The organism is Ahrensia marina, assembly GCF_001293565.1.
Lineage (GTDB): Bacteria > Pseudomonadota > Alphaproteobacteria > Rhizobiales > Rhizobiaceae > Ahrensia > Ahrensia marina.
The window spans coordinates 1-23642 of the sequence record NZ_JXMU01000024.1; the positions used below are offsets into that span (position 1 = coordinate 1).

Consider the following 23642-nt stretch of genomic DNA (forward strand, 5'->3'; position numbering starts at 1 on the left):
GAAACGGGTCTCAGGTCAGCTCGTTGCGCATCCGCATTTGCCGTCTCTGATCTTTTTGAGCAGTTTGGCTTTTGCGTTGTCGGTCCTCAGTATCGCGGTCGCGCTTAAGGCCGGGATCAATCCGCTTCGCTTTCCTTCGACGACACTTTTTGCTGTCATAGCCCTCGCCGGAGCAGTAGCCATGCTTTGGACCCACCCGGCCGGTCTGACTGTAGCAAGCCTCTACTGAAAATGAGAGGCATTTGCTTGCAGGGCAACACTCCAGCTCCGTTGAACTACATCTTAATATCAGAGAGTGGCAGCAGGGTCGGGCTGTGCCGAATTTTGCCAACTTTGGTCTCTCACTCGCACTTCCACGACAAAATCCGTTGATGTTACCACTCACATATATTTTGAAGCTGAGCGACACTTGCGCGCCCTTCAGCAGGACAGGAAAGGTAAGTACTGCAACATCGTGCCGAGCATTGCAGGAAATTGTCCGGCGCGCGTTTGAGGTCTTCCAACAAAGTTGCGTGTTGGGATAGTGCCTCACAGGAACATGAACACGCACTGTTCGAACCCGCACCTACCTGTGATTGAGGGACCTGAACCTTGTTGTCAATTATTCTGCCAAACGGATCAGCTTCCTTGCCGCGATATTCGAACTGTTGCTCATTGCGCCACCGCTCAAGGTAAAAAGCCTGCGTTTTTGTCTCGACAAGCTCCCGCCTGCTGTCCCAAGTAAAATATTCAAGCGCGGGCAGCACCACTTCAAAATTGCGATTGGCACCGTCATCAGAAGTGATGACAAAGCGCAGCCTCAACCAATCATCACCGCGTTCCTGAACATTAACAGTGCCGCGTTCCAACGTTTCGCCAAGCCCTATATGCGAAAGCGATGTATGGGTTACTTTATGAACCTGAAGCGGGTAACTGCTGCCAACCGAGAGCTCTCCCCATCTTTTTGGACGAAAGCCTTTCCAGCGATCGCCTTCAAATTCGGAAAAGTAGACAAAATACTCCACCTCACCTTCCTGTGAAGCACTTGGATCGTCGTCATTAAACCCGTTACAATAGCCATATTCTGACGTTTCCAATGAGAACCCCAGTACGACATCATCCTGATCACGGAAAGCATCTATCCTGCGTCCTGTTTCCTCATTGGACAAGAGCGGGTTGGCAAACTGCTCAAGCATGTCCACATCATGCGCATAAGCAGCCGCAGCGACAGTGAAATGGAGGGCACTACCATTTTTGCCGGCCATTTCCGAACGTTTGACGTTCTGTCCGATAAACGGCGAACGCTCCCTGCCAAGCTTACTGTTCAAGTCGGATCTTATGTCATCGGGGAAATCAAATGCGTTCCAATCCGCCACGCCAAAGGACCGAGTGATCGCGTTGATGCGGGCAATCCGTGTCATTTCCATCGCGTCATCGCACTTAGAAACATCGGGCACCGGTTTTGGCTCAATGTTTTGCATCAGTTCAACAGGTACCCTGTCGAGATCAACAGCCAGCCGCAATGATGTGCTCACCTGCACTTTTGCGTCAGATAAACGTGTATAGGCTTCCCGTGCTTGCGGACCAAAGCGCGTATCACGCGTCGGCACATAGGTGAGGATCGCCGATGTTGTCACCGCGTTTCTCAACATCGGCGTAGGCAAAGTCCAGCGGACGACATATCGTCCGTTAGCATTCTTGATCGGACCATCGCGTACCGGCATACAATGCTTGCTGGCCTTTTCAATCGACTCATCCTTCAAGGCATCAAGTGTCGCCGCACAGGAAAAAAACCTCTCTTCAGGGTCCCACGGCACGGGAAGGCCGAAATCAATCTTAAACTTTTGATTGTCGTTTGTTTCAACCTCCGGCTGGTTTTCGGGATGGGGCGGCACCCCGTCCATCACTTGCACAAGGCCGAGGTGCAATCCGTCCGCCTCCCTTAGTGAGCGGGCCGAGGCTTCAATGTAAATCTGGGCATGGACATTGTTGCGTTCTACCCGATCGTCTTCAACGGCAATATCCAGGCAGCGAACGCCATAGGGAGCAATGTCTACTTGTTTGCGCTTTACCGGCGCAGATGCGCTCAACTCGCGCAATTGGCACCGGGCAATGTGATCACGCCAAATATGGCCGGGAGGTGAAGGCGCGGCTTCAAGTCTTGTCCGTCCATCAAAAGATGTATCCGGCCATGAGGCGATGTCGGCATAGGCAAGTGTCAAGGTCGGACCAAGTGGTGCTGTTCCAAACATCAGTCCCAGCTTTTGTTCGAACCAGCGCACGATATCACGATCAGAGGCCGGATGACTGGAATCGTCTGGGCTGAAAAATGCATTGTGCAACAACACGGAACCGTCAAGATACCGCTCGGACAAATGGCGGAAGAAAGAACTGGTCCGATAGGCGATTGACGGATTGAAGAAGCCGTTCCGATATGATGCCCATCCATGGTATATGGCATATTGGCTTGTCGTAAGGCCCGAATCCAGAACACGGTCTTTCCAGATGTCGCGGATCGGGAAGCGCATCTTTTCGCCCTCAAGCAGATGCCAGCGCATATAAGTGTTTTTGACAAAATCTGCCAAACCTTCAAACAGGAAGGGAGCCCGGCTGTACACATTTCGCGGATCGCAAGCGGTGGCATAACCGGCAGCCCGATAAAACGCACTGTCCTGAATTGCGTGGGTCATCTCATGCGCAAATGTGCCCTGAAGTGCCCATTGGGGTACAACTGACTCATCAGCCAGAATCGTCTCGGCCGGTCTGTTAGATGTATCAACAGGCTTTTTGCCGTCTTTGTCTTCTGGAAATTCACGCTTTTCGTGATCTGGAACATTCCACTGCAATGCAATGGCCTTTCCATCGCTGAAATTTGAACCGCAGGAAAGCTCCTGCGCAATTGCATCGTCAAGCTTTCCGGTAAACACCAATAGCGATTCAGTTGAACCGGAAGCATTGGGTGTAACCACCGGACCCAGCAATTCAGGGCTTGGCAGGCCCTGCTTCTCAAGCCAGTGCATGGCATCGCGGCCCGCCTTCTCGATGCGTGGACCGTTGACCACGTCCCATTGCGGGCAATCCTTGTTATCGCGCTTATTATCAGTATCACTGCACGTAAGTGTAATGCTTTTAGGAGACCAGCCTGTAATGGTTTTCCATCCGCCGGAAGGCACACCATACTTGCTTGGTATATGACCGGCATTAGGCTCCAGTTTGAGCAATTCGTGTGACAGCGCCGAATTGTTCAGGAACACCATGCAGGCGAAAAAGCCGGAAACGGAAAGTGCCAAAGGGCTCAAAAATCTCATTGCTGCTCTCCTGAAAGCACTTTCAACAAAGGATTACTTGGGTTGAACTCCGGTTTATCGCTGCCTGCAGTATTTGCTTTACAAGCTCTATCAGCCGTCACCGTTATCTCCTGTTCGGCAATTGGCCGGTAAATCGCCATGCTGGACTGGGTAAAATAGCCGACACGATACGCGCCTGCCTCCTCAGGCACATCAAGAAAGACCGTCGACGAGCTTTCTGCGTTCAAAGTCTTGATCACGCTTGGTTGCTTATACCCGTTATGCGGAGATGCAGAGGCGTTGGCCGGCGTAATTTCCAGCCGGTCAAACCGGGATTTGGGACCCTTGAACCGCACCGGAAACTGCTTGTCGCAAAGATCAACTTCCGTCGGCGCAAGCAACTTTGCCACTGGAGCAACGACCTCGATTGTTGCTGCCACACCGTTATTACGGTCATGAATCTCGTACTTGCCCGGCACAGGAGGCGCCTGAAAGTAATAACGGATCTCGCCCGCTTCTTCTGTCTCTTCAACCGCGGGAAAGGTCAGCAACGTACCGCTCAAATTTTCCATCTTGAGCGTTAGACCGGCATCGTTATCCGCTGACAAATCGAACATCTCACCAGCGGCAATTTGCAAAGCCTGTGTTTCGGAACGATCAGCAGACATGTGGTTGCCGGCTCTCTCGGCCTCCTTGAACAGGTCTTCGCTTTGAGCAGTGGCGTTGCCACTTACACCAATTGCCAACACCATAATCCCGAGGCCGCAGACCTGTCCCGGGATTATGGGAAAGCGGCCCCGCAATTCAGCCTCCCTGCGGGGGCTGTTCAATCGCAAAGCGGTCGAGTTCGAATATACCTTCACGGGAGCGCGCGCTCGTCCCTTGGCCAACAAGAAAAGCCGGTTTACCAGAAAGGCGCAACATGGAAACAGGCTCCGTGGCCTTGGTCATTCTTTTGGACGGCTCGCCTTCCGCTCCCGGAACATCCATCGAGAACTCCGCAGTCATTTCACGGCCCCGCCGCTTCAACCTGAGTAAAGCGCCATTATCCACCAGCGACTGGAGGATCATATCTGCATGTGCCCTGCCCTTCTTGCTGCATATATCGTCCGTAAATGGACCATCGAACAAATTGTCCGTGAAGAGCTTGCGTGTAACATCGCCCTCTGTTCCGCTGTCTTGTACGAGCGACAGCTTGATGGCTGAACCGCACCCTTTTGTCTCTATCCACGCAACAGCAGAAACATGATTGAATGCATCGGTAAACAGTGACACTGAAGCCTGCTCTGCAAGAGATTGCATATCGTGGCTGAATTCAAGAAGAAGGTCGAAATCACCGTCAGGCAGCGGTGTATCTACAATATGCCGGTTCGTGGCATCAGCCGCATCATAGCGGGGGGCACCGGCAACCGAGACAAAGCGTGTACCCTCGCCAGTAAACGTAACATATTCGGGAACAGGATTTTCAACTGTTATTGCAGGATCAAGATTTGGACCGTCAAACAATTCTTCGAAAATCGCCTTTGCAGTTTCCGGCTGCGGTGGCTTTGGCGCGGGAGGTGGCGGAGCACTTGCTTCTTCCACAGCGTCATTGACGGCCTGAACGAATTCATCCGCTGTATTTGCGCTGAAATAGCGGCCATTACCATTATCGGCGATACATTGAAGCGCTGCGGCCTCCTGCGCGCTCAGATCAAAGCCAACAACATGAACACGCGTATCAATACCGCGGGCGGCAAGTTGTGCAGCCGCGGCACACGGATCTCCACTACAAGTTTCCAGACCGTCAGAAATAAGCAGAATACTGGACGGACGCTCCGAGACCGAAAGAACTTCTCCGGCTTCCATCAGTGAACGGGCGATCGGCGTTTTGCCGCGCGGTGTGATGTTGTTGATTGCGGATTGAATATTGTCGAGCGCATGATCACCGGGCTGAAGGATCATCTCGGTGTCACCACAATCACCTTCGCGCCGGTGACCATATACCATAAGACCGATATTCCTCTGCCCGTGAAGATCGGAAACCAGCCCGGAAAGAGCTGTTTTGGCTGTGCTGATTTTAGCGACACCGTTAAGCTGCCCCCACATGGAACCGGAACCATCCAGCATAAACAGAATATCAGATGAAGATGGCGCTGAAACAGCATTGCCCGATGAAGCCGGGCTGGACGCAGCAGAAGCGGAATTACCACCGGAAGAACTGTTCTGTGCTGTGTCAAAGCCTGGCGTATCTCCCTGCTCCATCCCGATATTTTCTTCATTCGAACCGGCTGGCTGTTGATTGAAAAGCGTCACATCATTGCCGCCGGTCGCCTGACCGACGAAATCCTGGCTGAGGCGCGCCAAAGACCAGCCATTCGCATCGGAATAAATATCGTTTATCTGCCAGTCATTATTGGGCGGCACTTTAACCAGCGTATACAGCATGGTTTGAGGTTGGCCGAAATTGGTAAAGCTTGCCACGATCTGGGCAGCACCGCGCAAGACGGGTGTCTGGGCGTCAGGACCGACGCTGATATTACGGATATCCGCGTCCTGCGCGTCAAAGACCGGATCGAAGCCGAGTTTTCCCTGTAATCCCGGCACCGCGTAACTGTCGACGAAATAGAGCTTTGTCGCACCCGGATCATTCAGCAAGGGAGGCCGGCCTGAATTGAAACGGTCCAGATGATCGAACATCATGGATTCCACCAGATCGATTGCCTGTTCAAGATTGTCCTGCGCGTTTACAGGGGCCAATGAAAGTCCGCCGAACAGGAAAACAGCCAGCAATTTTTTAACTAGCCTTGCTGAATATTTCATCGCTACCTCTCCTCTGGTTGTGCGAATGGCTCCACGATAGAAGGTGTCGTTACTGTGCATCTGGAATCAGCTCGAACCGGTCAAAATAGGCAACAGTTTCGCCGCTCTTGGCGCGGCTCAACTGACCGAGTTGAAAAGCGGGTGCGCCAAAAGGCTCGATCCGGCTGACACTGTCCGTTTCGACTGTTACGGGACCACCCGGGTCGTCACCAGCAGCTGGCACATTGAGCGTAACTGACCCGCTATAGCGAAACCCTTTGCGCTTGAGCGTCAACTCGAAGCCTTTGTCGGCTAGCTGCGCCAAAATCCGGTCGCCAAGTTGACGTCCCATTTCGCCTTTTGAACACACGCTGCTGACTATGCTCTTATCAAAGAGGCTTTTAGTGAATGATGTTTGCACCGGCTTTTCTTGCGAGGCGATCATCCGTTCATTGACGAGATCAAGATAAAGGGCTGGTCCGCATCCTTTGGTCAGTACACGCAAAGTCAGTGCCACATAATCATTGTCATTACCGTGCAGGCCTAACCACACGGTCTCATAGCCGGTTTTTGGCTCCAGTTTTCCTTTCAGGCGCATCGTGAAATCACCGGCACCGGCAAATTCACCATATTTGAACAAATTGGCGGATTCAGGGTTTTCAAAACTGGCTTTACCGCCCGTTGCAATCGCAAAAATGGAGCCGTTTTCAACAAGGTAACTGTTGAGATCTTCATTAACGATCTGCCAGCCCCCTTCAAGCTTGCTACCATCGAATTCTTCCGTGATAGCAGCGATGCCCGGTACTTGTGTTTGAGACGAGCCGCTCTCGTTCCCATTATTGGTGGCTGTATCACCCGTTTGCGTTTCTTCGCCCATTTCGGCATCCACTGCATCTGAAACGGCCGAACTTTCTGTATTGGTTTTCGCATCACTGCCAGCAGCTTCGCCAAACAAATCGTCACCTGATGAATTGTCTGAATTGCCGCCATAACGAACTGCAATTTCGGCAAGGTTCCAGTCCAGTCCGCTAATCGCCGATATTCTTTGCTGGTCGCCGTCGAAGAAATCGACAGTGAGCGAAACAATCTTCGCCGGTCCGCCTGAACGTACCGCTACTTCAATCGCAACCCCCTGTCTGGGCTGGTTACCCGCGACCCTTGTCTGGAATGCATCGATCTTCGCCGGGGCGGTTCCTGTAAGCAGGTCAAACTCACCGGACACCAGTGTGCCGGTTTCAGCTATTTCCGGCTGAAAGAAGGTTTCCCGCAATTCGGCATTATTCCAAATGCCGCCAAGGCCGGCGTCCCGCAAGGATTTGTGCGCATTATAAAGCGATTGCACATATCCAAGGGCAAGCGTTTCGGTTTGATTTTGTGAATTTGCGGGAGCAAGACCGGAAAGGATCAGTGTAAAACAGGCTACCATTAACAGTAGATTTTTTTGCAACACGCGCAACTGCGTTGCCAGACCTTGAAACCTCAAGACCATTATCCAGTTAGACATGCGTTCCCCTCCTCGCCTTCAGACTATCTCGGACAACTGCTGGGATCGGATAACCCTTACAGCTGCCCTTAAGTCAAGTTAGCCAACCAGGCCGGTATTGTCACCCCTTTATGTAAAGGCAAATTTAATACCTCATCCTTGCTTCGTATCGAACCGTGACCCTAGCTTCTCAAGCAATGCAATTGATTAAGCCACTCCAATTTCTCCTAGCGCACTGTGTACATAATCTGCCAAGAGCCTTTTCGTTGCTCATTTAGGAGTTACGCCTATAGACGTGCGGCTCCATGAGAAAGTGCACATAGGTAGCAGATCTACTACTTTCCAAGCTCTCCAAATTAGCTCCACAATGGTCCGGAGTACAAAAATGGAGATGGGTCGTGTTAAAAATTATCAAGAGAAAAGATGTTCAACAAAACCTAGCCTGTATGCGAAAGGCGTGGTCCTTGCGGCACGAAGTGTTTGTTGAAGAGAAGCAATGGCTGGATCTTGAGAAACCGGATAAATTAGAGATCGATCAATTTGACAACAAGCACGCACTTCATATGCTTGCATTCAAAGATGACGAGCTTGTGGGTTATCAGCGGATGTTGCCGACAACCCAGCCCTACCTTCTTAATTCAGTATATCCGCAACTATGTGAATTGGCACTTCCAAACGATCCACGAACTTGGGAATGGACTCGTTTCGCAGTTAAAAAACCGCATAGAGTGAGAGGCCGAAAACTAAGTCCAATAGCCAATAAGTTACTTTCGGCCATTGTCGAATGGGGCCTAAAAGAAAATGTTTCGTCAATAATAATAGAAATGAATCCGCTGTGGTTGTTGAGATTAGCACAGCTACATTTTCGTGTGACCGCGCTTGGCATTACACATGTCTTGGAGGGTGAGGATGTTTTAGCGGTTAAAGCATCTTTTGATCATCGAACTCTTTTAAGACTTGAAGAATTACGCAGTACCGAGGATCACATTCCAGCTGCGCAAGCAAGAAGTTAAACTTGTAATTTTATCCATCGAGAAGCGGGCGGCAAATTAATCTGGCGACCAAGTAACCCAATTACTATTGGGTAGATTTTTGCGAAGTATCCAACAGATGTGTTTCGGATGCACAGGTAAATAGTCCTCGCTTTCGCGGGGTAAGCACCAACATTGGCGCGCCAACTAAACTGGAAGTCTCTCATAAAAAATGTAAGCTGATGGGTTTTCCGGCAATTGTTTCGACATCGATTTCAAATCCAAATACGGATTGCAAAACACTTGTGCAGAGTACTTTTTCCGGTGTGGAATCTGCAATAATGCTGCCGTCGCGCATAGCGATAATGCGGTCTGCATGAACGGCTGCATGATTGAGATCATGAAGGACAATTATTATGCTGCGCTGCTTTGTATCGGCGACATGCCGCAAGGTGCGCATCAGTTCCCTTGCATAAAAAATGTCGAGACTGTTCAGCGGTTCATCAAGTAAAATATAGTCGGTACCTTGCGCAAAACACATGGCGGCACGCGCACGCTGCCGCTGCCCACCTGATAATGTGTCGATAAATTTTTCTTTGATATCCAGCAGGTCAAAAATCGTTAAGGCCTCTTCGACAGCTGCGTGATCTTCAGCAGCCGGTCTGCCTTGATGGTGTGGGAACCGTCCGAACTGAACGAGCTCTGCGACTTTCAAACGGCCTGCAACCACATTATCCTGAGGCATGATGGCTAAACGCCGTGCGAGTGTGCGCGTCGGCGTTTGCGCCACATCAAGTCCATCGACTGTAATTCGTCCTGCGCTTGTGGGAACAAGACGGGCGATTGCGGAAACCAGTGTCGACTTTCCTGCGCCATTGGGTCCGATAAGAGCTGTTATGCCGCCGCCGGAAAGCTCGAGATTGATATCGGACAGGATCGGCACGCCCGAAAGCGCGACGGAAACGTTTTGCAATTCAATCATCACTGCCTCCAACGAAAGAGAATGAAAATAAATGTAATGCCGCCGACAAATTCTATCAGCACACCAAGTGGCAGGGCATTGGCGAACAAATGACTTAGTATCGTCTGGCCGCCGACCAGTAATATGATCGAAACGAGACAGCTGTAGATCATTGTGTGACTGTGTTTGCTGGTCTTTGCGAGTTCCCTGCCCAGCGCGACAACGAGCAAACCCAGCAGCGTTACCGGACCGACAAGTGCCGTTGAAACAGCAACGAGAATACCGACCAGCACCAACAAAGCGACCGAATAAATACGCCAGTTAACGCCCAGCCCGATAGCGGTTGGTTTTCCGAGCAATATTACATCCAGAATGTGCCGTGCACGCCAGCAGAATAAGGCCGCAAAAACTATCAATATCAGGCATGGAAAAATAAGGTCCGCATTGACGGTGTTGAAGTCCGCATAACTCACGCCCTGCACAACAGCAAAATCGTTCGGATCAATCAGCCGTGAAAGAAAAGACGAAAGGCTACGGAACATGACGCCAAGAACAACACCGCCAAGCAGCATAAGCACCAGTGCATTAGTAAAACGCAACAACGGCAAGAACAGTAAACACGCCAAGCCGGCCATCACGATCGTTTCAGTCGAGAATTTAACGATCGGGTCCAATGTCGCATAACCCAGTCCACCCAAAGCAAACACAAGTGTGGTCTGCAAAAGGATATAGAGTGCGTCCATACCCATGAGTGACGGGGTTAAAATACGGTTGGAAGTGATTGTCTGGAACACGAGAGTAGAGAGAGAAACAGCGATAGCGACTTGTAAAAGTGCCAGAAGCCGCATCGACCGCAACTCCATAGCAAACTGCCAATTGCCACGAATGTTGACGGTCATGAATAAAACAATCACGCCGATAGCAGTAATGGCCGTTAAAATCATTTTTCGGTCAAGCATGCCTAAATGACCTGTTGAATATAAGCGCGAGAAATGCCGCTGCACCGACAACGCCCATTACTGTTCCTGCCGGCACTTCATAGGGAAAGCGTACGATACGGCCTATCAGGTCTGATATCAGCACCAGTGTTGCACCGCCTAAAGCAACGACCGGAATGGCGCGGCGCACATCATCGCCTAATATGCGTGACACAGCGGCAGGTACAATCAACCCGACGAAAGGCACGACGCCGACAGTTGTGACGGTAAGTCCTGAAACGACCGAAACGATTACCAAGCCGATATGCAATGTCATTTTGTAATTCAGGCCAAGGCCAATCGACGTATTTCGTCCGAGTGCTAAAATAGTCAGGCGGTCCGCGACCCACCACGCTGCTGCCATGACCGCTGCAATCAGCCACAAAAGTTCATAGCGCCCGCGCATGATGCCGGAAAACTCTCCGTTCATCCAAACATCGAGAAATTGCAGCAGGTCAAAGTGCCATGCAATTGCCGCTGCCAGTGCCCCCATTATGCCGCCATAGATTATTGCAAATAATGCGACAATGTATGGGTCTTTCGGTGAAAGCTTCTGTATAAGAGCCAGAAAAAAGCTTGTGCCTAAAAAGGCAGAAAAACTGGCGAAAACCACTTTGATCAAAATAGGCAGTTGCGGCGCAAAAATCGTGACAGCCAAAATGCCCAGAGCCGCACTTTGGCCCGAGCCAGACGTCATCGGATCGACAAATCTGTTCCGCGCCAAGCTTTGCATGACAAGCCCGGCAATCGCCAGGCTTGCACCGGTTAATATAACTGCTAGCGTACGCGGCAGCCGACTGCTGAAAATAAGATCAATATTGGCGGTAAAATTGCCGTCAAATATATCACTGACGCCCACGGTCAGACTGCACAGACTGAGCAGAAACAGAAGGGTAGCGCCAAACGCAATCGGCATTCGCGACAAATTCATTCCGCCTTTGAAAAACCTTCAGCAAGCGCGTCAAACACCGCCATTGTTGTGCGCGCACCGCCTGCTGCAATGTAGACATTCGAGGACGGCACATAGATTACCTGACCGCTCTGCCATGCTTTCGTGTTGCGGATTAATTCATTGTCCAGCGTTGCTTTTGCATTTTGTTCATTTGAGCCAATTGCCGCTGCACGATCCACAACGATCAACCAATCCGGATCAATTTCCGCGATAAACTCAAATGAGACCGCATCCCCATGTTCTCCTGCATCGATCTGCGGATCAGCAGCCGGTATATCCAGTGTTGTGTGAACCCAGCCGAAGCGTGAATTAGGTCCATAGACCGATATTTTCGGGCCATTGGTCATCACAATTAGTGCATTTCCCTGGCCCTTAGCTGCAGATTTTGTTTCCTCGATCTTTGCGTCAAATTCAGAAACAAGGCTCTGTGCTTTTTCTTCGATCTCGAACAATTTTCCATAGTCGACAATGCGCTGGCGTGCCTGATCGATAAGATCATCTCCCCAAATCGTCATATCAATTGAAGGCGCAACACGGCTGGTTTGCTCAATCTGTGTTGAAGAACGGCCGCCGACGATAATGAGCTCAGGTGCAAGAGCATTTAAAACCTCAAGATCCGGCTCGAACAATGTGCCCACCTGTTCGGTAGAGCCCAGCTTCTGTTTAAGTGCGTCGATATAAAGATTGTTCGGCACACCATCTATTTTCACACCAAGAGCATCAAGTGTATCGATCGCGGCGATATCAAAAACCGCAATCCTATTCGGCTTTTCGGCTATCTCCTGCGGACCGGCGGCTGTTTGAATTTCTGCACTGAACGCAGAAGAGCAGACAGTTGCTATGGATAGTGCAGCTATGCCGATAAGATTGACCAGTTTTTTCATTTCTTAAATGCCAACATCCTCTCCAGATGTCGGCCTCCTATTTAACAGGTTAGAATTTTGCTTTGAGAGACAGTTTAAACGACCGGCCTGGCTCAAGCAGCGGATTAACTGCACCGGCGAATTCCTGTCCGTAAGTGGCACGGGAAGTGTAAGCCTCATCAAAAATGTTATTGACGGCGGCGCGGAATGTTAGATTTTCATGCTGTGGCGGCGTGTACTCAACAAAAGCGTTAAATACCTCATACCCGGCGAGAGGTGCACCGCGCGTACCTGTATCAGGATTATATGTATCGTCTTCTTCCAGAACGACCTGCGCATTACCGCCGATCGTTACACCGTAATCGACAAATGTGTGCGCCGTTTCAAATGTGAACATTTGACCGATTGGAACAGTAAGATAGTTACCGACATATGAGTCGGCGGGTCTTCCATCCAGTTCAGTCTTTATGTCTGCATAGCCAAGGCGTACAAATCCGGTTTCCCAACTATACCCGGCACCCAGTTCGAAGCCGGTGCTTTTCATATCTGTTGTTAAGCCCGGGCCGCCTCTGTATGACGGCGTACGGGCATCGTTGATTTCGGTATAGAAGACCTTACCGCTTACATCGAAGCTGCCGAACCGTGCATTCAGACCCGCATAGACATTGTTGGACTTTACGACCTCAAGGCCGCCAGAATAGTCCCAATTCGGATTTGCAATGAAGTTTTCAGCTAGCGGCACACCGCCAAACACATGCGAAGCGCCGGCACTTGCGGTCAAATTGTCGGTAATATCAAACTCACCGGAAATATTTCCGGAAAGACCTGCAAAATTATCCGTATAACCGGTTGTGCCTTCAAAACGCTGGAAATCGGCCCGCGCTCCGAATGAGGTCCGGAAACGCTCCGTCACGTCAAAGCGGGCTTGAGCGTAAACTCCGATGTTCGAAGCACTTTCAGTAGCGTCAAAATTGTCCGCCGGATTGCTTAGACTGTTATAATCCATGTCTGCACTATCGACATAAAAATCAAATCCAGTCGTGACAGACCCGTTTTCAAGTGCAAAACGGTTTTCAGCTTTGCCGTTGAAGCTGTTGGTCTGCCCGAAACTTGCATCACTATCGTCAACAACGCCGAGATCAGTAACACTATATGTAATCTGGATGGTCGGATCCCATAAGCCTACCGGATTTTCATTGGTATAGCTCAGAACCACGTTTTGCCGTTCCAAATCATAATTACGCGTTAAAGGAACCGGTCTGCCGCCAATGATCTGGCCAATATTGGCGCGATACGGACGTGCTTCATCATCAACGACGCGCTCGTAGGATAGCTCGACGCGGTGGCCGATTTCGCTTTCATAGGCAATCTTGCCAAGTCCACTCAGCAGTTGTGTGCCTGAAGCGAGAATATCATCGCCATTACCGTCTTCTTGCCAGCCGCCCTTGGCATATTTAATAAAGCCAAGCACTTCAAAGCCATCCTTGCGGCCATAGAGCGAATTGCTTGTGGTAAAAACATCGCCGTTCGTGCTGTACTCACCGATGGTGAACCCGCCGAACATGCGACCATCCGGCAGGAGGTCGGCAACGTCCTTTGTTTCATATTCGATCGCACCGGCAAGTGCGCCCGGTCCGGCATCGGCTGGCGCTACACCTGGCTCAATGCTCACCGCTTTGAGCAGTGACGGATCAATCAATGTCGTCGCATTATGGTGGAAAATTTTATTATTTTGTCGGCTGCCATCGATGGTGACCGAAAAATTGGTTTCTTCGACACCATTCACATATATTTTTTGTGAGACAGGCAGAGAGCTACCAACGGCAATTGTGGGCTCTGCGAGAAACAAGTCCTGAAGGTCTGTCGGGTTAATCCGGACGAGATCTTCATCCGTCACTTCCACACTGTTTTCGCTTGTATCTTGCGTACCGATAACAATGCGGTTCAACTCAACGAAATCTTGCGCGTGTGCATAAGGGATGATTGAAAAAATACTGACAGTGCTCGCCAGAAAGAGATTTGACTTAAACATAAAGCCCCCAAGTTAAGTGTAAAATGGTGGCTTGACCGATGTCAGTCTGGCTTCCTTGCAGCGCAACTCGCATACATGATAAAAAAACTCAAGTTTAAGTTTGATTATCCAGTATGTTTATTTTTTGGGAATGTCAGCATGATCGGCGCGATTTATGAAACAGTCGATATCGAAACCTAATTTCGCATACTCACAGAACCATCCCACGGGCATCTATGGTAAGCATTTCATGGCGACCATTTTCTTTTCTAAGCCATATGCGGTCAAACATGTTGGAAACCACGCAAACATGGTTCGGCACAATTTTGAGTTTTTGACCAATCTCCAGCGACTTTTCAGCATCGTAATTAAGTGTTCCATGCTCTTCGCTAAGGCTTACAATTTTGATGTCTGGCCGTTCGACAACATGCCCGTAATCAGAAAAGCCCAGCAGATCGGAGGTTAAAACTTTTGATCCCGCATCTATAATTGCCCGGCCTTCTGCTGGCATGCTCACGATTGTCACCAGCACATGTCCGGCACAATCATCCCAGTCACAGCTACCGTTTTCGACCAAAGACCGGTCATTATAAATATAGGTGCCAATGCGGTATTCCGTTACAACACCATCTGTCTTGGCTGACCACATATCCGGTGATCCACCGGAAGAAACCACAGGGCACAGGATTCCTTTTTCCTTCAGCAAATCAACCGCAGCGCACATAAATTCAGCGACATTTGGCTGACCGCCTACAGCCGGATAGGTCATCAAGCCACCAAATTTTAACCCTCGAGTATTCTTAATTAGAAGCGCAAGCTCTGCCGCTTCATCAGGCGACTGGACACCGCAGCGCCCTGCCCCCGTATCACATTCAACCAGAACAGTGAGCGGATTTTCGGCATGTTCAAAAGCAGCATTGAGACCTTTAATAACGGCAGCGCTATCAGCGGTAACAGACAGTTTTTTCACGCGATCGGCCAACATTCGTAGACGCTGTAGTTTTGCATCTCCGACAATGTTGTAGGTAATCAAGATGTCATCGATACCAGCGTCAGCCATGACTTCAGCCTCACTGATTTTCTGACACGTTATACCGACAGCTCCAGCATCCATTTGCACTTTGGCAAAATGAACAGTTTTGTGCGTCTTGATGTGTGGCCGAAGCGCTAAACCCTGCTTTTCACAATACTCCTGAAACCGCTTGATGTTTCGATTTGCAATTGCTTCATCAACCACAAAAGCAGGCGTATCAATTTCAGCTATTTTATCAGCCATGAGGATTCTCTACACGCGGCCAAATCTGCCGCTCTAAATTTGTATAATTATTGGTTACAGGATTGTTCGGATACGGACCATCAATAGCAACATATAGAATTTCTGGCGAAATGCGTGAAAACGCGTCATGAAAATGGTTGGTGGATTTTACAACCAAAAGCGCTTTTTTTTTCGGGTCTATACCCATATTGGAAAAAATATCCGGATTAAAAACCTGGGAGCGTACGGAGTTTAGGATGACGTCCACGCCGCCCACCTCAATCCAGGCGGCGTCACCGATGGGGACGATACTTTGCCCAAAACTTTGAACAGCGTTACGCTTGACTTTTCGAACGATCACATCCGCATCAATTGGATCGCCGGCAAACTCAGACATTTTTGCGCCAAAGCGCAGGCGCAATTGCGCGCCTTCGCCGGCTGAAAAACATGTGCGCACAGCGATTGGATCCCATATCGATGCCAGTGCAGCATTCCGGACTTTGTTGTCCATCATAGACCGCAGAATAAATGTAGAATCTCCAGGTACACCACCGCCCGGATTGTCCCATACATCGGCGATTACAACCGGTGTTGCTGTTGCGTGCACCGCTTTTTCAAAAGCGATTGAGATGTCCAAAAACTCCGGTCTTGTTTTGCCGCGCATGGAAAACAGCTCAGCGCCAAGACGGCTTGCCAGTTCATCGCCGTTCGCTTTGTCATCATTGGTTATGACAATAATTTTGCAGCCCAAGTCAGGAACATTGCCGGCCATAAAACCGTGCACGACCGAAACGGACAGAACATTATCTGTTCCTTCCATGGCTTTAATTTTATCGACAAATCCGCGCATCGGCTGTCTGCTTGTCGGCAAAATTTCGATCATCTTGCAGTCAAATGTACTGATTTGAGGTTTGATTTTGCCAGTCGATGTTTCATGCGCCAGTTTAACCAAAGCTTCTGCAACATCAACGAAATCCGTGTGGGGAAATTCTTTGAAAACCGTAATCAGATCGGCATTTTCCACGCGATCCGACGACAAATGACTATGCGGATCAAAAGTCACACCAATGATGACATCAGGTCCGGTCATAGCGCGCACAGCTTTGAGCAATTCGCCTTCACAATCCAGACAGTCCTGCGACACCATCGCTCCGTGGAGCCCCAATAGAACGATATCAACAGGCATCGCCGCTTTCAGCTCGGCCAACAATTGGTCGCGTAGAAACTCCCACGTTTGTTGATTGACAAGTCCGCCCGGCTCGGCCCACGAGGCCGTGCCTTCAATGATCTCCCAATTGAACTCTTTTGCTTTCGCTTTGGCTGCCGGAAAAACCGCGCTGCATAAAGTAGGCGTCACAGGGTGCGCGCCCGGAGCAGCATAAAAGCTGTCTTTAAAATCCTGCAGATCGGTACGAAGCGGTGAAAATGTGTTTGTTTCAGTTGCTACCGAGGCAATAAAAACACGTGTTTGATGAGCCATTATGCATTTACCTGACGGGTTTTTATTCGCGGAATGGCGGATAGTAATTTACGGGTATAGGCGTGTTGCGGGTTCTCAAAAATCTCATGTTTTGTGCCCATTTCAACGATTTCTCCTTGGTACATTACAGCCACCCGATCACTGATGTGGCGCACAACGCCAAGATCATGGCTGATGAACAACATTGATATGCCGCTATCACGCTGAAGTTTTTTAATCAGGTTCAACACCTGCGCTTGAATTGATACGTCCAGCGCCGATACCGCTTCATCCGCGATCACCAGCTTTGGCTTTAAGATCATTACGCGTGCGATACCTATGCGTTGGCGCTGCCCCCCGGAGAATTCATGCGGATGGCGCGTCATGACTTCAGGAGCCATGCCTACCAAATCCAGAGTCTCGGCAATCAAGACCCGCGCTTCAGCCCAGTTTTTTGCTAGCCCATGAATAAACAAAGGTTCGCCAAGTGTTTGTTCGATTGTTAAACGCGGATTGAGCGAAGCAAACGGATCCTGAAAGATCATTTGAATGTCACGGCGCAGCGGTCTGAATTGAGCAGGACTCAAGGTCAGAATATCCTGCCCGTCAAACAAGGCTTGACCAGCGGTTGATTTTTCCAAATGCGTTAGTGTTCGCCCGACAGTCGACTTGCCACAGCCGCTTTCCCCCACAAGGCTTAAAACTTCACCCGGCGCGATATCAAATGAAACGCCATCGACGGCTTTTATGACTTTCTTTTCGCCCAGAAAACCGGCGGCTTGCGTTTGAAAATGTGTTTTAAGATCACGAATGCTCAATATTGCTTCTGTCATGACGCCACCTGATCGGCATAGTGGCATTTAACAGCATGATTGCCGGCGATATATGTATCGCCCGGCGTCTTCGCTATACATAAACCAGTGGCGATAGGACAACGCGGGTGAAACGCGCAACCGCTTAATTCTTCTCCAAGCGTCGGCACACGGCCCGGTATCGCTTCAAGCCACTCAACATCATGGTCGACAACCGGAATGGAGTTCAATAGGCCGCGCGTATAAGGGTGCGCCAATCTCTCAAACAGGTTTTCTGTCGTACCCGCTTCCACAATCTTGCCACGGTACATGACCGACACCTTGTCACAGGTCTCTGCAATCACGCCAAGATCATGCGAAATTATTATAATCGCAGTGCCTGTGCGCTCCTGCAGATCAGACATAAGCTCAAGCACTTCTTTTTGAACGGTCACATCAAGGGCAGTGGTCGGTTCGTCTGCAATCAATAGTTTCGGGTCGCAACTGAGCGCCATAGCGATCATCACCCGCTGACGCTGACCGCCGGACATTTGATGCGGAAAGCTGTCGACGCGCTCGGATGGGTTCGGAATACGGACGAGATCCAATAATTCAATGGCGCGGGCGCGTGCCGCTTTTTTTGAAATGGATTTGTGCTGGCGCAAGCTTTCTATAATCTGGTCACCAATCCGGTAGACCGGGTTCAAACTGGTCATCGGCTCTTGGAAAATCATCGCCATGCGATTTCCCATAATCGCTCTGCGCTGTTTTGAGGAAAGCTGCAAAAGTTCTGTTCCATCGTACCGGATGGAACCATCTGTGATGCGAACAGGTGTGCCTTCAAGCAACCCCATGATCGCCAATGAAGTCATGCTTTTTCCGCAGCCACTTTCACCAACGATGCCCAGCGTTTCGTTATCATCGACCGTGAACGAAATACCGCGCACAACAGGTTGCAATACGCCTCCTACAGAAACGGCAATGTGCAGATTTTCTACTTCAAGCAATGCCATTTCAGACCCCCGAAATATCGTCTTTGAACCGCGGGTCGATATTGTCGCGCAAAGCGTCGCCAACGAGGTTCATGGAGAACACAGAAAGGATAATCAGCAGCCCTGGGTATAATAAAAGCCAAGGCGCACGGGTCAGATAAATCCGCTCTTCTGAAAGCATATTGCCCCAGCTTGGCACTTCAGGCGGAAGACCAAGACCTAGAAAGTCCAGAGCAGCAGCCTGTAATTGAGCAAAAGCAAAGATAAAGCTCGCCTGCACCAAAAGCGGTGAAATAAGATTAGGCAAAATATGTCTGAACAGGATTGAACGATGCGATGCACCAGAGCAAACCGCCGCGTCAACAAACACCTCATTTTTCAGCTTAAGTGTCATGCCGTAAAGAATACGCGCTGTTGTTGTCGCATATACAATACCGATCACAATGATTGTATTGGCAACACTGCGCTCAAGAAGCGTGATCAAAACCAGTGCCATCAACAGTGCGGGAAACGCCATAAGCACATCGACACCGCGCATCAGAAAGTGTCCAAGCTTGGTAAAGTAGGCCGACAACATGCCGATGAGACCGCCACTTAACAGGGCCACTACAACACTACCAACACCGATAATGACCGTCATTCTGGCGCCGTATAAAGCACGTGAAAACGTATCCCGGCCGAAATGGTCGGTGCCGAACAGGTGCGGCCATCCCGGCTCCGCCAACCGGTTAACCGGGTCCAGTTCCAAAGGATCAAACGGCGCAATCACACCGGCAAAAACTGCCGCCAGCAATACGAGAACAAGCCACAGAAATCCGATTGTTGCCAGTTTGCGCCCTGCCAGTGCGGAAGGCATAAGTTTAAGAACACTCATTTCAAAGATACCCTTGGGTCGAGGCGGGCATAAGCAAGATCCACCAGCAAGTTGATCACCATGTAAAGAACAACAATCACCAGAATGACGCCCTGAATGACCGGATAATCACGGCGCAGAATGGATTGAACAACCAGTCTTCCGATGCCCGGCAAGGAGAAAACCGTTTCAGTGACAACAGCTTCTGATATCAAAGCCGCGAAGGTAAAACCAAAGGCTGCGGCAACCGCAATCAATGCGTTACGAAACACATGTTTGATCGCGACATTAGCCGGGTGCAAACCTTTTGCGCGTGCTGTGCGCACATGATCTTCTCGCGCGACATCCAACATGGAAGCCCGTACAAGCCGAATGATCAAAGCTGCATTAGGCGCAGCCAAAGTCAGACTTGGCAAAACCAGATAGCGTAAATTGGCCAGACCACCATCATCGGAAAGAGATGGAAAACCCGAGCTTGGAAACCAGCCCAAACCAACGGAAAAAATAAAGATAAGATATAGGCCCAGCCAAAATGTCGGTATGGAAGCGGCAAGCATTGCGCCGCCTGATGTAACCTGATCAACCCATTTGCCATGCATTGTAGCGGACAATACACCGATCGGCACACCGATTAGAACAATCCAGACCATTGTCATACATGCCAGCAATATTGATGTTTCGGCGCCTGCGGCAATCACTGACAAAACCGGTGTCTTGAAAAAGACAGATGTTCCCAGATCGCCCTGCAAGACATTACCCAGCCACACAAAATACTGAACCCAAAGCGGTTGATCCAATCCCATTTCACGTGTTAGCTGCGCCACTTCTTCTGCCGTGGCTGTGTCTCCCAAAAGAATGGAAGCAGGATCGCCCGGTATTAAATGGACGAATAAAAACACGAGAGCAGATGCCGCTAACAATGTCGGGATAAGTGTCAAAAGGCGTTTTGCTGTATACGCTAACATGGCGGTTCCAGTCGCTTGCAAAATTCAATGTACTATCGTCCGCCGCCCAAAGACGGCGGACATTGCACATTATGCTTATTTGGAGACATTCCAGAAGCTAGGCCAGATAAGAGTCGCCTCGCCCATTCCCTGCAATTTAGGCGAAGCAATATTGTAGGTATAAACATCGCCTGTTTTCATGGTTGGGACTTGCTCATAAATCAAAGCCTGAATTTCGCTCCAGATTTCCTGGCGTTCAGCTTCATCGGAAGACGCCGTGAAGCGGTTTTTCAACTCCTGCTTTTCAGGTGTTGCCCACCAGCCCGGATAGGTATCATTCATAACTGAGATCAAGATTGGATCCGGTACGAACCCATGGTGGGTAAAGAACATATCCCATTGATCAGGCTGTGCACGTTTTTCGATCAATGTCGCCCAGTCATAAACCTGAAGATCGATATTGAAACCGGCTTGTGCCAATTGCTTCGTGTAAACAATCGCCGTGTCATAATGGAACGGGTAATTTGTCGAGACCATAAACTTAATCGGCTCGCCATTATAACCAGATTCGGCAGCCGCCGACTTTGCTTCTTCGGTTTTACCCGCACTAAAATTCTCTGTGCCTGACTCCGAATACCAAACATTGCCTTCCGGCGCGAATGAGCCATTTGCACGCCACAAGCCTTCCGGCCCGATAGCCACCTGCAATGCCGGTGTTTTGTTTAATGCTGACTGGATGGCGCGACGCAAAGCAAAATTCTCTTTAAGCGGGCCTACTTTGGAGTTCATGAATACCAAACCGAAAATCGGGCCGCCATTGAGGATAGTCGTCACATTCTCATCGGCATCCAATTCAGCATAAAGATCACCCGGGATGCTTTCAGCATAATCATAGTCACCAGCGCGAAGTCCGGCGATGCGCGTACCGGCATCGGGCACTGGCAGGAAGTTCAGAGCATCGAACTCCGCAACACGCTTACCGCCATATCCGTCAGCTTCGCCTTCCGGCGATACATAATCGTCAAAGCGCACGAGTTCGATTTTCCGGTTCGGATCCCAGCTTCCAAATTTATAAGGACCGGTGCCGATGTAATTATCAGGGGAAATCGGCTCTTTGGTCGCGCCATCCATGACCGATGCCGGATATATAGCCGGACCACCATTGATGAACGCCATCAGGTTTTTCCAGGGACCGAACGGCTCTTTAAGATTGAGCGTAATTTCGTAATCGCCTGTCGCTTCCACGCTTTCCACATGATCAAACAGCAGCGAACCACGAGAACCGAATTCTCCCCAACGCTTTAGAGACGCCAGCACATCTGCCGATGTCATTTCCTCACCATTATGAAACTTCACACCCTGCCTGAGCGAAATGACGATTGTCTTTCCATCTTCCGAAACGGTTTCACCGGAGGCCAAAAGCGGCACAGGCGCATTGGATGCGTCAAATGTATAAAGCCCCTCAAAGATATGATGAGCAATTGTCGTGGTCAGATCAGACGTAATTACCTGCTGGTCCAAGCTTGGCGGTTCGCCAACAGTGGCATAGCGCAACACACCTTCCGCCCACACAGATGTTGATAGTGTTGTGAGCGCGGTCGCCAACGCAAATGATCTTATTGCACGTGATAGTTTCATTATAAATCCTCCCTTGATATGCCGTTTCCACACAACTGCGATTCCGGACATTGTGAAAGTTTTTTTCAAAAATACTGGAAAATGTCAATGGACTCTTTTCAAAAAGTATAGTTTGTGGCACCAATAAGAAAGTTTCTTACATTTTAGAGGGTATTATGAAAAAATCTAAGATTGTCCGCTACGAAACAGCCGATGCCGCAGCGGGCGGAACGCCGCGCCCTTTTGCCAAGGCGGTAAGAGCCGGAGATTTTATTTATGTGTCGGGACAGGTTCCTGCCGAGGCCGGGGAAATTATTGACGGCGGCATTGTGCCTCAAACCCGAAAAGTAATGGATAACATCATTGAAGTTTTGGAGCTGGCGGATTGCGGGCTTGAAAGCGTGATCAAAGTGAATGTCTGGCTTGATGATCCACGTGACTTTTCGAGCTTTAACGGCGTCTTTAAAGAATATTTTATTGACCACCCGCCAGCACGATCCACAGTTCAATCCGCATTAATGGTTGACGCCAAGGTAGAAATTGACGTGATTGCTTATAAACCTGAATAGGAAGCCGCAAGCAGTGAACAAGGTCATCGACATAATCTCGCAATTGAGAAAGCTGGACGGGCAATTCCCCAAGCGTGAGCAGCGCGTTGCGGATTACATAATCGCCAATGTCGAGATTGTTGCCTATCAAAGCCAGAATGAAATTGCGCGCGCTGCCGATGTGTCCGATGCAACAGTGAGCCGATTTTGCCAGACTATCGGCTGCGACGGCTTCAAGGATTTTAAAATCAACCTTGCTCAAAGTGTTGCTGTCGGACTTCAATATATGGGCAACAGCCATGGCGATGAGTCCATTTCAGACCAGCTTGTTTCGCAAGTATTCGGCACGCTGGTCGACACACTTAACATAGCCCGGTCACAACTTGATGCTGATGCGTTAAAAGCATCGATTGATATTTTGGCAGAGGCAAAGCGCATTGTATTTTTCGGCGTTGGTGGCGGGTCGTCAAACATTGCGCGCGAAGGTGCGAACCGGTTTTTCAGACTGGGTGTGCCATCCGAAGCCCATGCAGACGGCTATTTTCAACGCATGCTGGCATCGACTTTGAAAGAAGGCGATGTCGTTTTTGCCATATCATCCAGCGGCACGCCGGTTGAACTACTCGATAGTGTGGCCATTGCCAAACAATATGGCGCACAGACAATCAGCCTTACACGGGCTAAATCAAAACTCTCAAAAGCAACGGACATATCCATAGAAATCGATATCCCCGAAGATCAGGATATTTACAAACCAAGTGCATCAAGACTCGTATTTGCAGCGATTGTTGACGTGCTGGCATCAGGCGTTGCACGAAAACGGCCGGAGCCTGTCAAAGAGTATCTTCGAAGAATTAGAACATCGTTGGTTTCTCTGTCCAAAGATGTCGGCCCCACGCCTATCGGTGACTAGGTTGG

At 49.8% G+C, this 23642-nt stretch carries 20 protein-coding genes; 4 read left to right on the top strand and 16 right to left on the bottom strand.

All coding sequences use genetic code 11. The features are described from left to right. A partial coding sequence (locus tag SU32_RS17435) for a hypothetical protein (protein ID WP_054000027.1) occupies positions 1-229 on the top strand: 229 nt, incomplete at its 5' end. Positions 230-374: 145 nt separating this feature from the next. Here SU32_RS17435 and SU32_RS14145 read toward each other — a convergent pair. The 4 genes from SU32_RS14145 to SU32_RS14160 are packed head-to-tail and all read right to left on the bottom strand — an operon-like array spanning position 375 to position 7551. After that, positions 375-3287 (bottom strand): hypothetical protein, encoded by a 2913-nt coding sequence (locus tag SU32_RS14145; protein ID WP_054000028.1) that lies wholly within the window; start codon positions 3285-3287, stop codon positions 375-377. After that, a complete protein-coding gene (locus tag SU32_RS14150) occupies positions 3284-4012 on the bottom strand; it encodes a hypothetical protein (RefSeq protein ID WP_144421153.1) in 729 nt (242 codons plus the stop codon). Before SU32_RS14150 ends, SU32_RS14145 begins: the two co-directional genes overlap by 4 nt. A 58-nt stretch (positions 4013-4070) precedes the next feature. After that, positions 4071-6068, bottom strand: coding sequence for a vWA domain-containing protein (locus tag SU32_RS14155; RefSeq protein ID WP_054000030.1), 1998 nt, complete (start codon positions 6066-6068; stop codon positions 4071-4073). A 49-nt stretch (positions 6069-6117) separates the two neighbouring features. Beyond that, the gene (locus SU32_RS14160; protein ID WP_144421154.1) at positions 6118-7551 is read right to left on the bottom strand and encodes a hypothetical protein; all 1434 of its coding nucleotides are present in this window, start codon (positions 7549-7551) and stop codon (positions 6118-6120) included. A gap of 377 nt (positions 7552-7928) precedes the next feature. Between SU32_RS14160 and SU32_RS14165 the strand changes: the two genes are divergently transcribed. Continuing rightward, complete coding sequence (locus SU32_RS14165; RefSeq protein ID WP_054000032.1) at positions 7929-8543, top strand: acyl-homoserine-lactone synthase; 615 nt, start codon at positions 7929-7931, stop codon at positions 8541-8543. 181 nt (positions 8544-8724) lie between these two features. On the opposite strand, the gene SU32_RS14175 is transcribed toward SU32_RS14165, so the two are convergent. The 12 genes from SU32_RS14175 to SU32_RS14230 all read right to left on the bottom strand — a co-directional run bounded on the left by SU32_RS14175 (position 8725) and on the right by SU32_RS14230 (position 22197). After that, positions 8725-9483: an iron ABC transporter ATP-binding protein gene (locus tag SU32_RS14175; RefSeq protein ID WP_054000034.1), complete on the bottom strand. Its 759-nt coding sequence runs from the start codon at positions 9481-9483 to the stop codon at positions 8725-8727. Further along, complete coding sequence (locus SU32_RS14180; protein WP_054000035.1) at positions 9483-10421, bottom strand: iron chelate uptake ABC transporter family permease subunit; 939 nt, start codon at positions 10419-10421, stop codon at positions 9483-9485. The genes SU32_RS14175 and SU32_RS14180 overlap by 1 nt, the downstream gene beginning before the upstream one ends. Next, on the bottom strand, positions 10414-11370 hold the full coding sequence (locus SU32_RS14185; protein WP_054000036.1) for an ABC transporter permease: 957 nt from the start codon (positions 11368-11370) through the stop codon (positions 10414-10416). Before SU32_RS14185 ends, SU32_RS14180 begins: the two co-directional genes overlap by 8 nt. Then, positions 11367-12275, bottom strand: a complete 909-nt coding sequence (locus tag SU32_RS14190; RefSeq protein WP_054000037.1) for a siderophore ABC transporter substrate-binding protein — start codon at positions 12273-12275, stop codon at positions 11367-11369. The genes SU32_RS14185 and SU32_RS14190 overlap by 4 nt, the downstream gene beginning before the upstream one ends. Positions 12276-12324: 49 nt before the next feature. After that, positions 12325-14286: a TonB-dependent receptor domain-containing protein gene (locus SU32_RS14195; protein ID WP_054000038.1), complete on the bottom strand. Its 1962-nt coding sequence runs from the start codon at positions 14284-14286 to the stop codon at positions 12325-12327. Between the two features lie 190 nt (positions 14287-14476). Next, positions 14477-15541: a D-TA family PLP-dependent enzyme gene (locus tag SU32_RS14200; RefSeq protein WP_054000039.1), complete on the bottom strand. Its 1065-nt coding sequence runs from the start codon at positions 15539-15541 to the stop codon at positions 14477-14479. Then, a complete protein-coding gene (locus tag SU32_RS14205) occupies positions 15534-17000 on the bottom strand; it encodes a M81 family metallopeptidase (protein ID WP_054000040.1) in 1467 nt (488 codons plus the stop codon). The genes SU32_RS14200 and SU32_RS14205 overlap by 8 nt, the downstream gene beginning before the upstream one ends. Further along, positions 17000-17812 carry an ABC transporter ATP-binding protein gene (locus tag SU32_RS14210; protein ID WP_054000041.1) on the bottom strand — a complete coding sequence of 271 codons (813 nt, stop codon included), beginning with the start codon at positions 17810-17812 and terminating at the stop codon, positions 17000-17002. The genes SU32_RS14205 and SU32_RS14210 overlap by 1 nt, the downstream gene beginning before the upstream one ends. After that, on the bottom strand, positions 17809-18783 hold the full coding sequence (locus SU32_RS14215) for an ABC transporter ATP-binding protein (RefSeq protein ID WP_054000042.1): 975 nt from the start codon (positions 18781-18783) through the stop codon (positions 17809-17811). Before SU32_RS14215 ends, SU32_RS14210 begins: the two co-directional genes overlap by 4 nt. Position 18784: 1 nt before the next feature. After that, a complete protein-coding gene (locus tag SU32_RS14220) occupies positions 18785-19636 on the bottom strand; it encodes an ABC transporter permease (protein ID WP_054000043.1) in 852 nt (283 codons plus the stop codon). Beyond that, complete coding sequence (locus SU32_RS14225; protein WP_054000044.1) at positions 19633-20580, bottom strand: ABC transporter permease; 948 nt, start codon at positions 20578-20580, stop codon at positions 19633-19635. Before SU32_RS14225 ends, SU32_RS14220 begins: the two co-directional genes overlap by 4 nt. Before the next feature lie 75 nt (positions 20581-20655). Beyond that, positions 20656-22197, bottom strand: a complete 1542-nt coding sequence (locus tag SU32_RS14230; RefSeq protein WP_201454959.1) for an ABC transporter substrate-binding protein — start codon at positions 22195-22197, stop codon at positions 20656-20658. Between the two features lie 155 nt (positions 22198-22352). Between SU32_RS14230 and SU32_RS14235 the strand changes: the two genes are divergently transcribed. Continuing rightward, a complete protein-coding gene (locus SU32_RS14235; protein WP_054000046.1) occupies positions 22353-22745 on the top strand; it encodes a RidA family protein in 393 nt (130 codons plus the stop codon). 13 nt (positions 22746-22758) lie between these two features. Beyond that, on the top strand, positions 22759-23637 hold the full coding sequence (locus SU32_RS14240) for a MurR/RpiR family transcriptional regulator (RefSeq protein WP_082376773.1): 879 nt from the start codon (positions 22759-22761) through the stop codon (positions 23635-23637). Positions 23638-23642 lie beyond the last annotated feature (5 nt).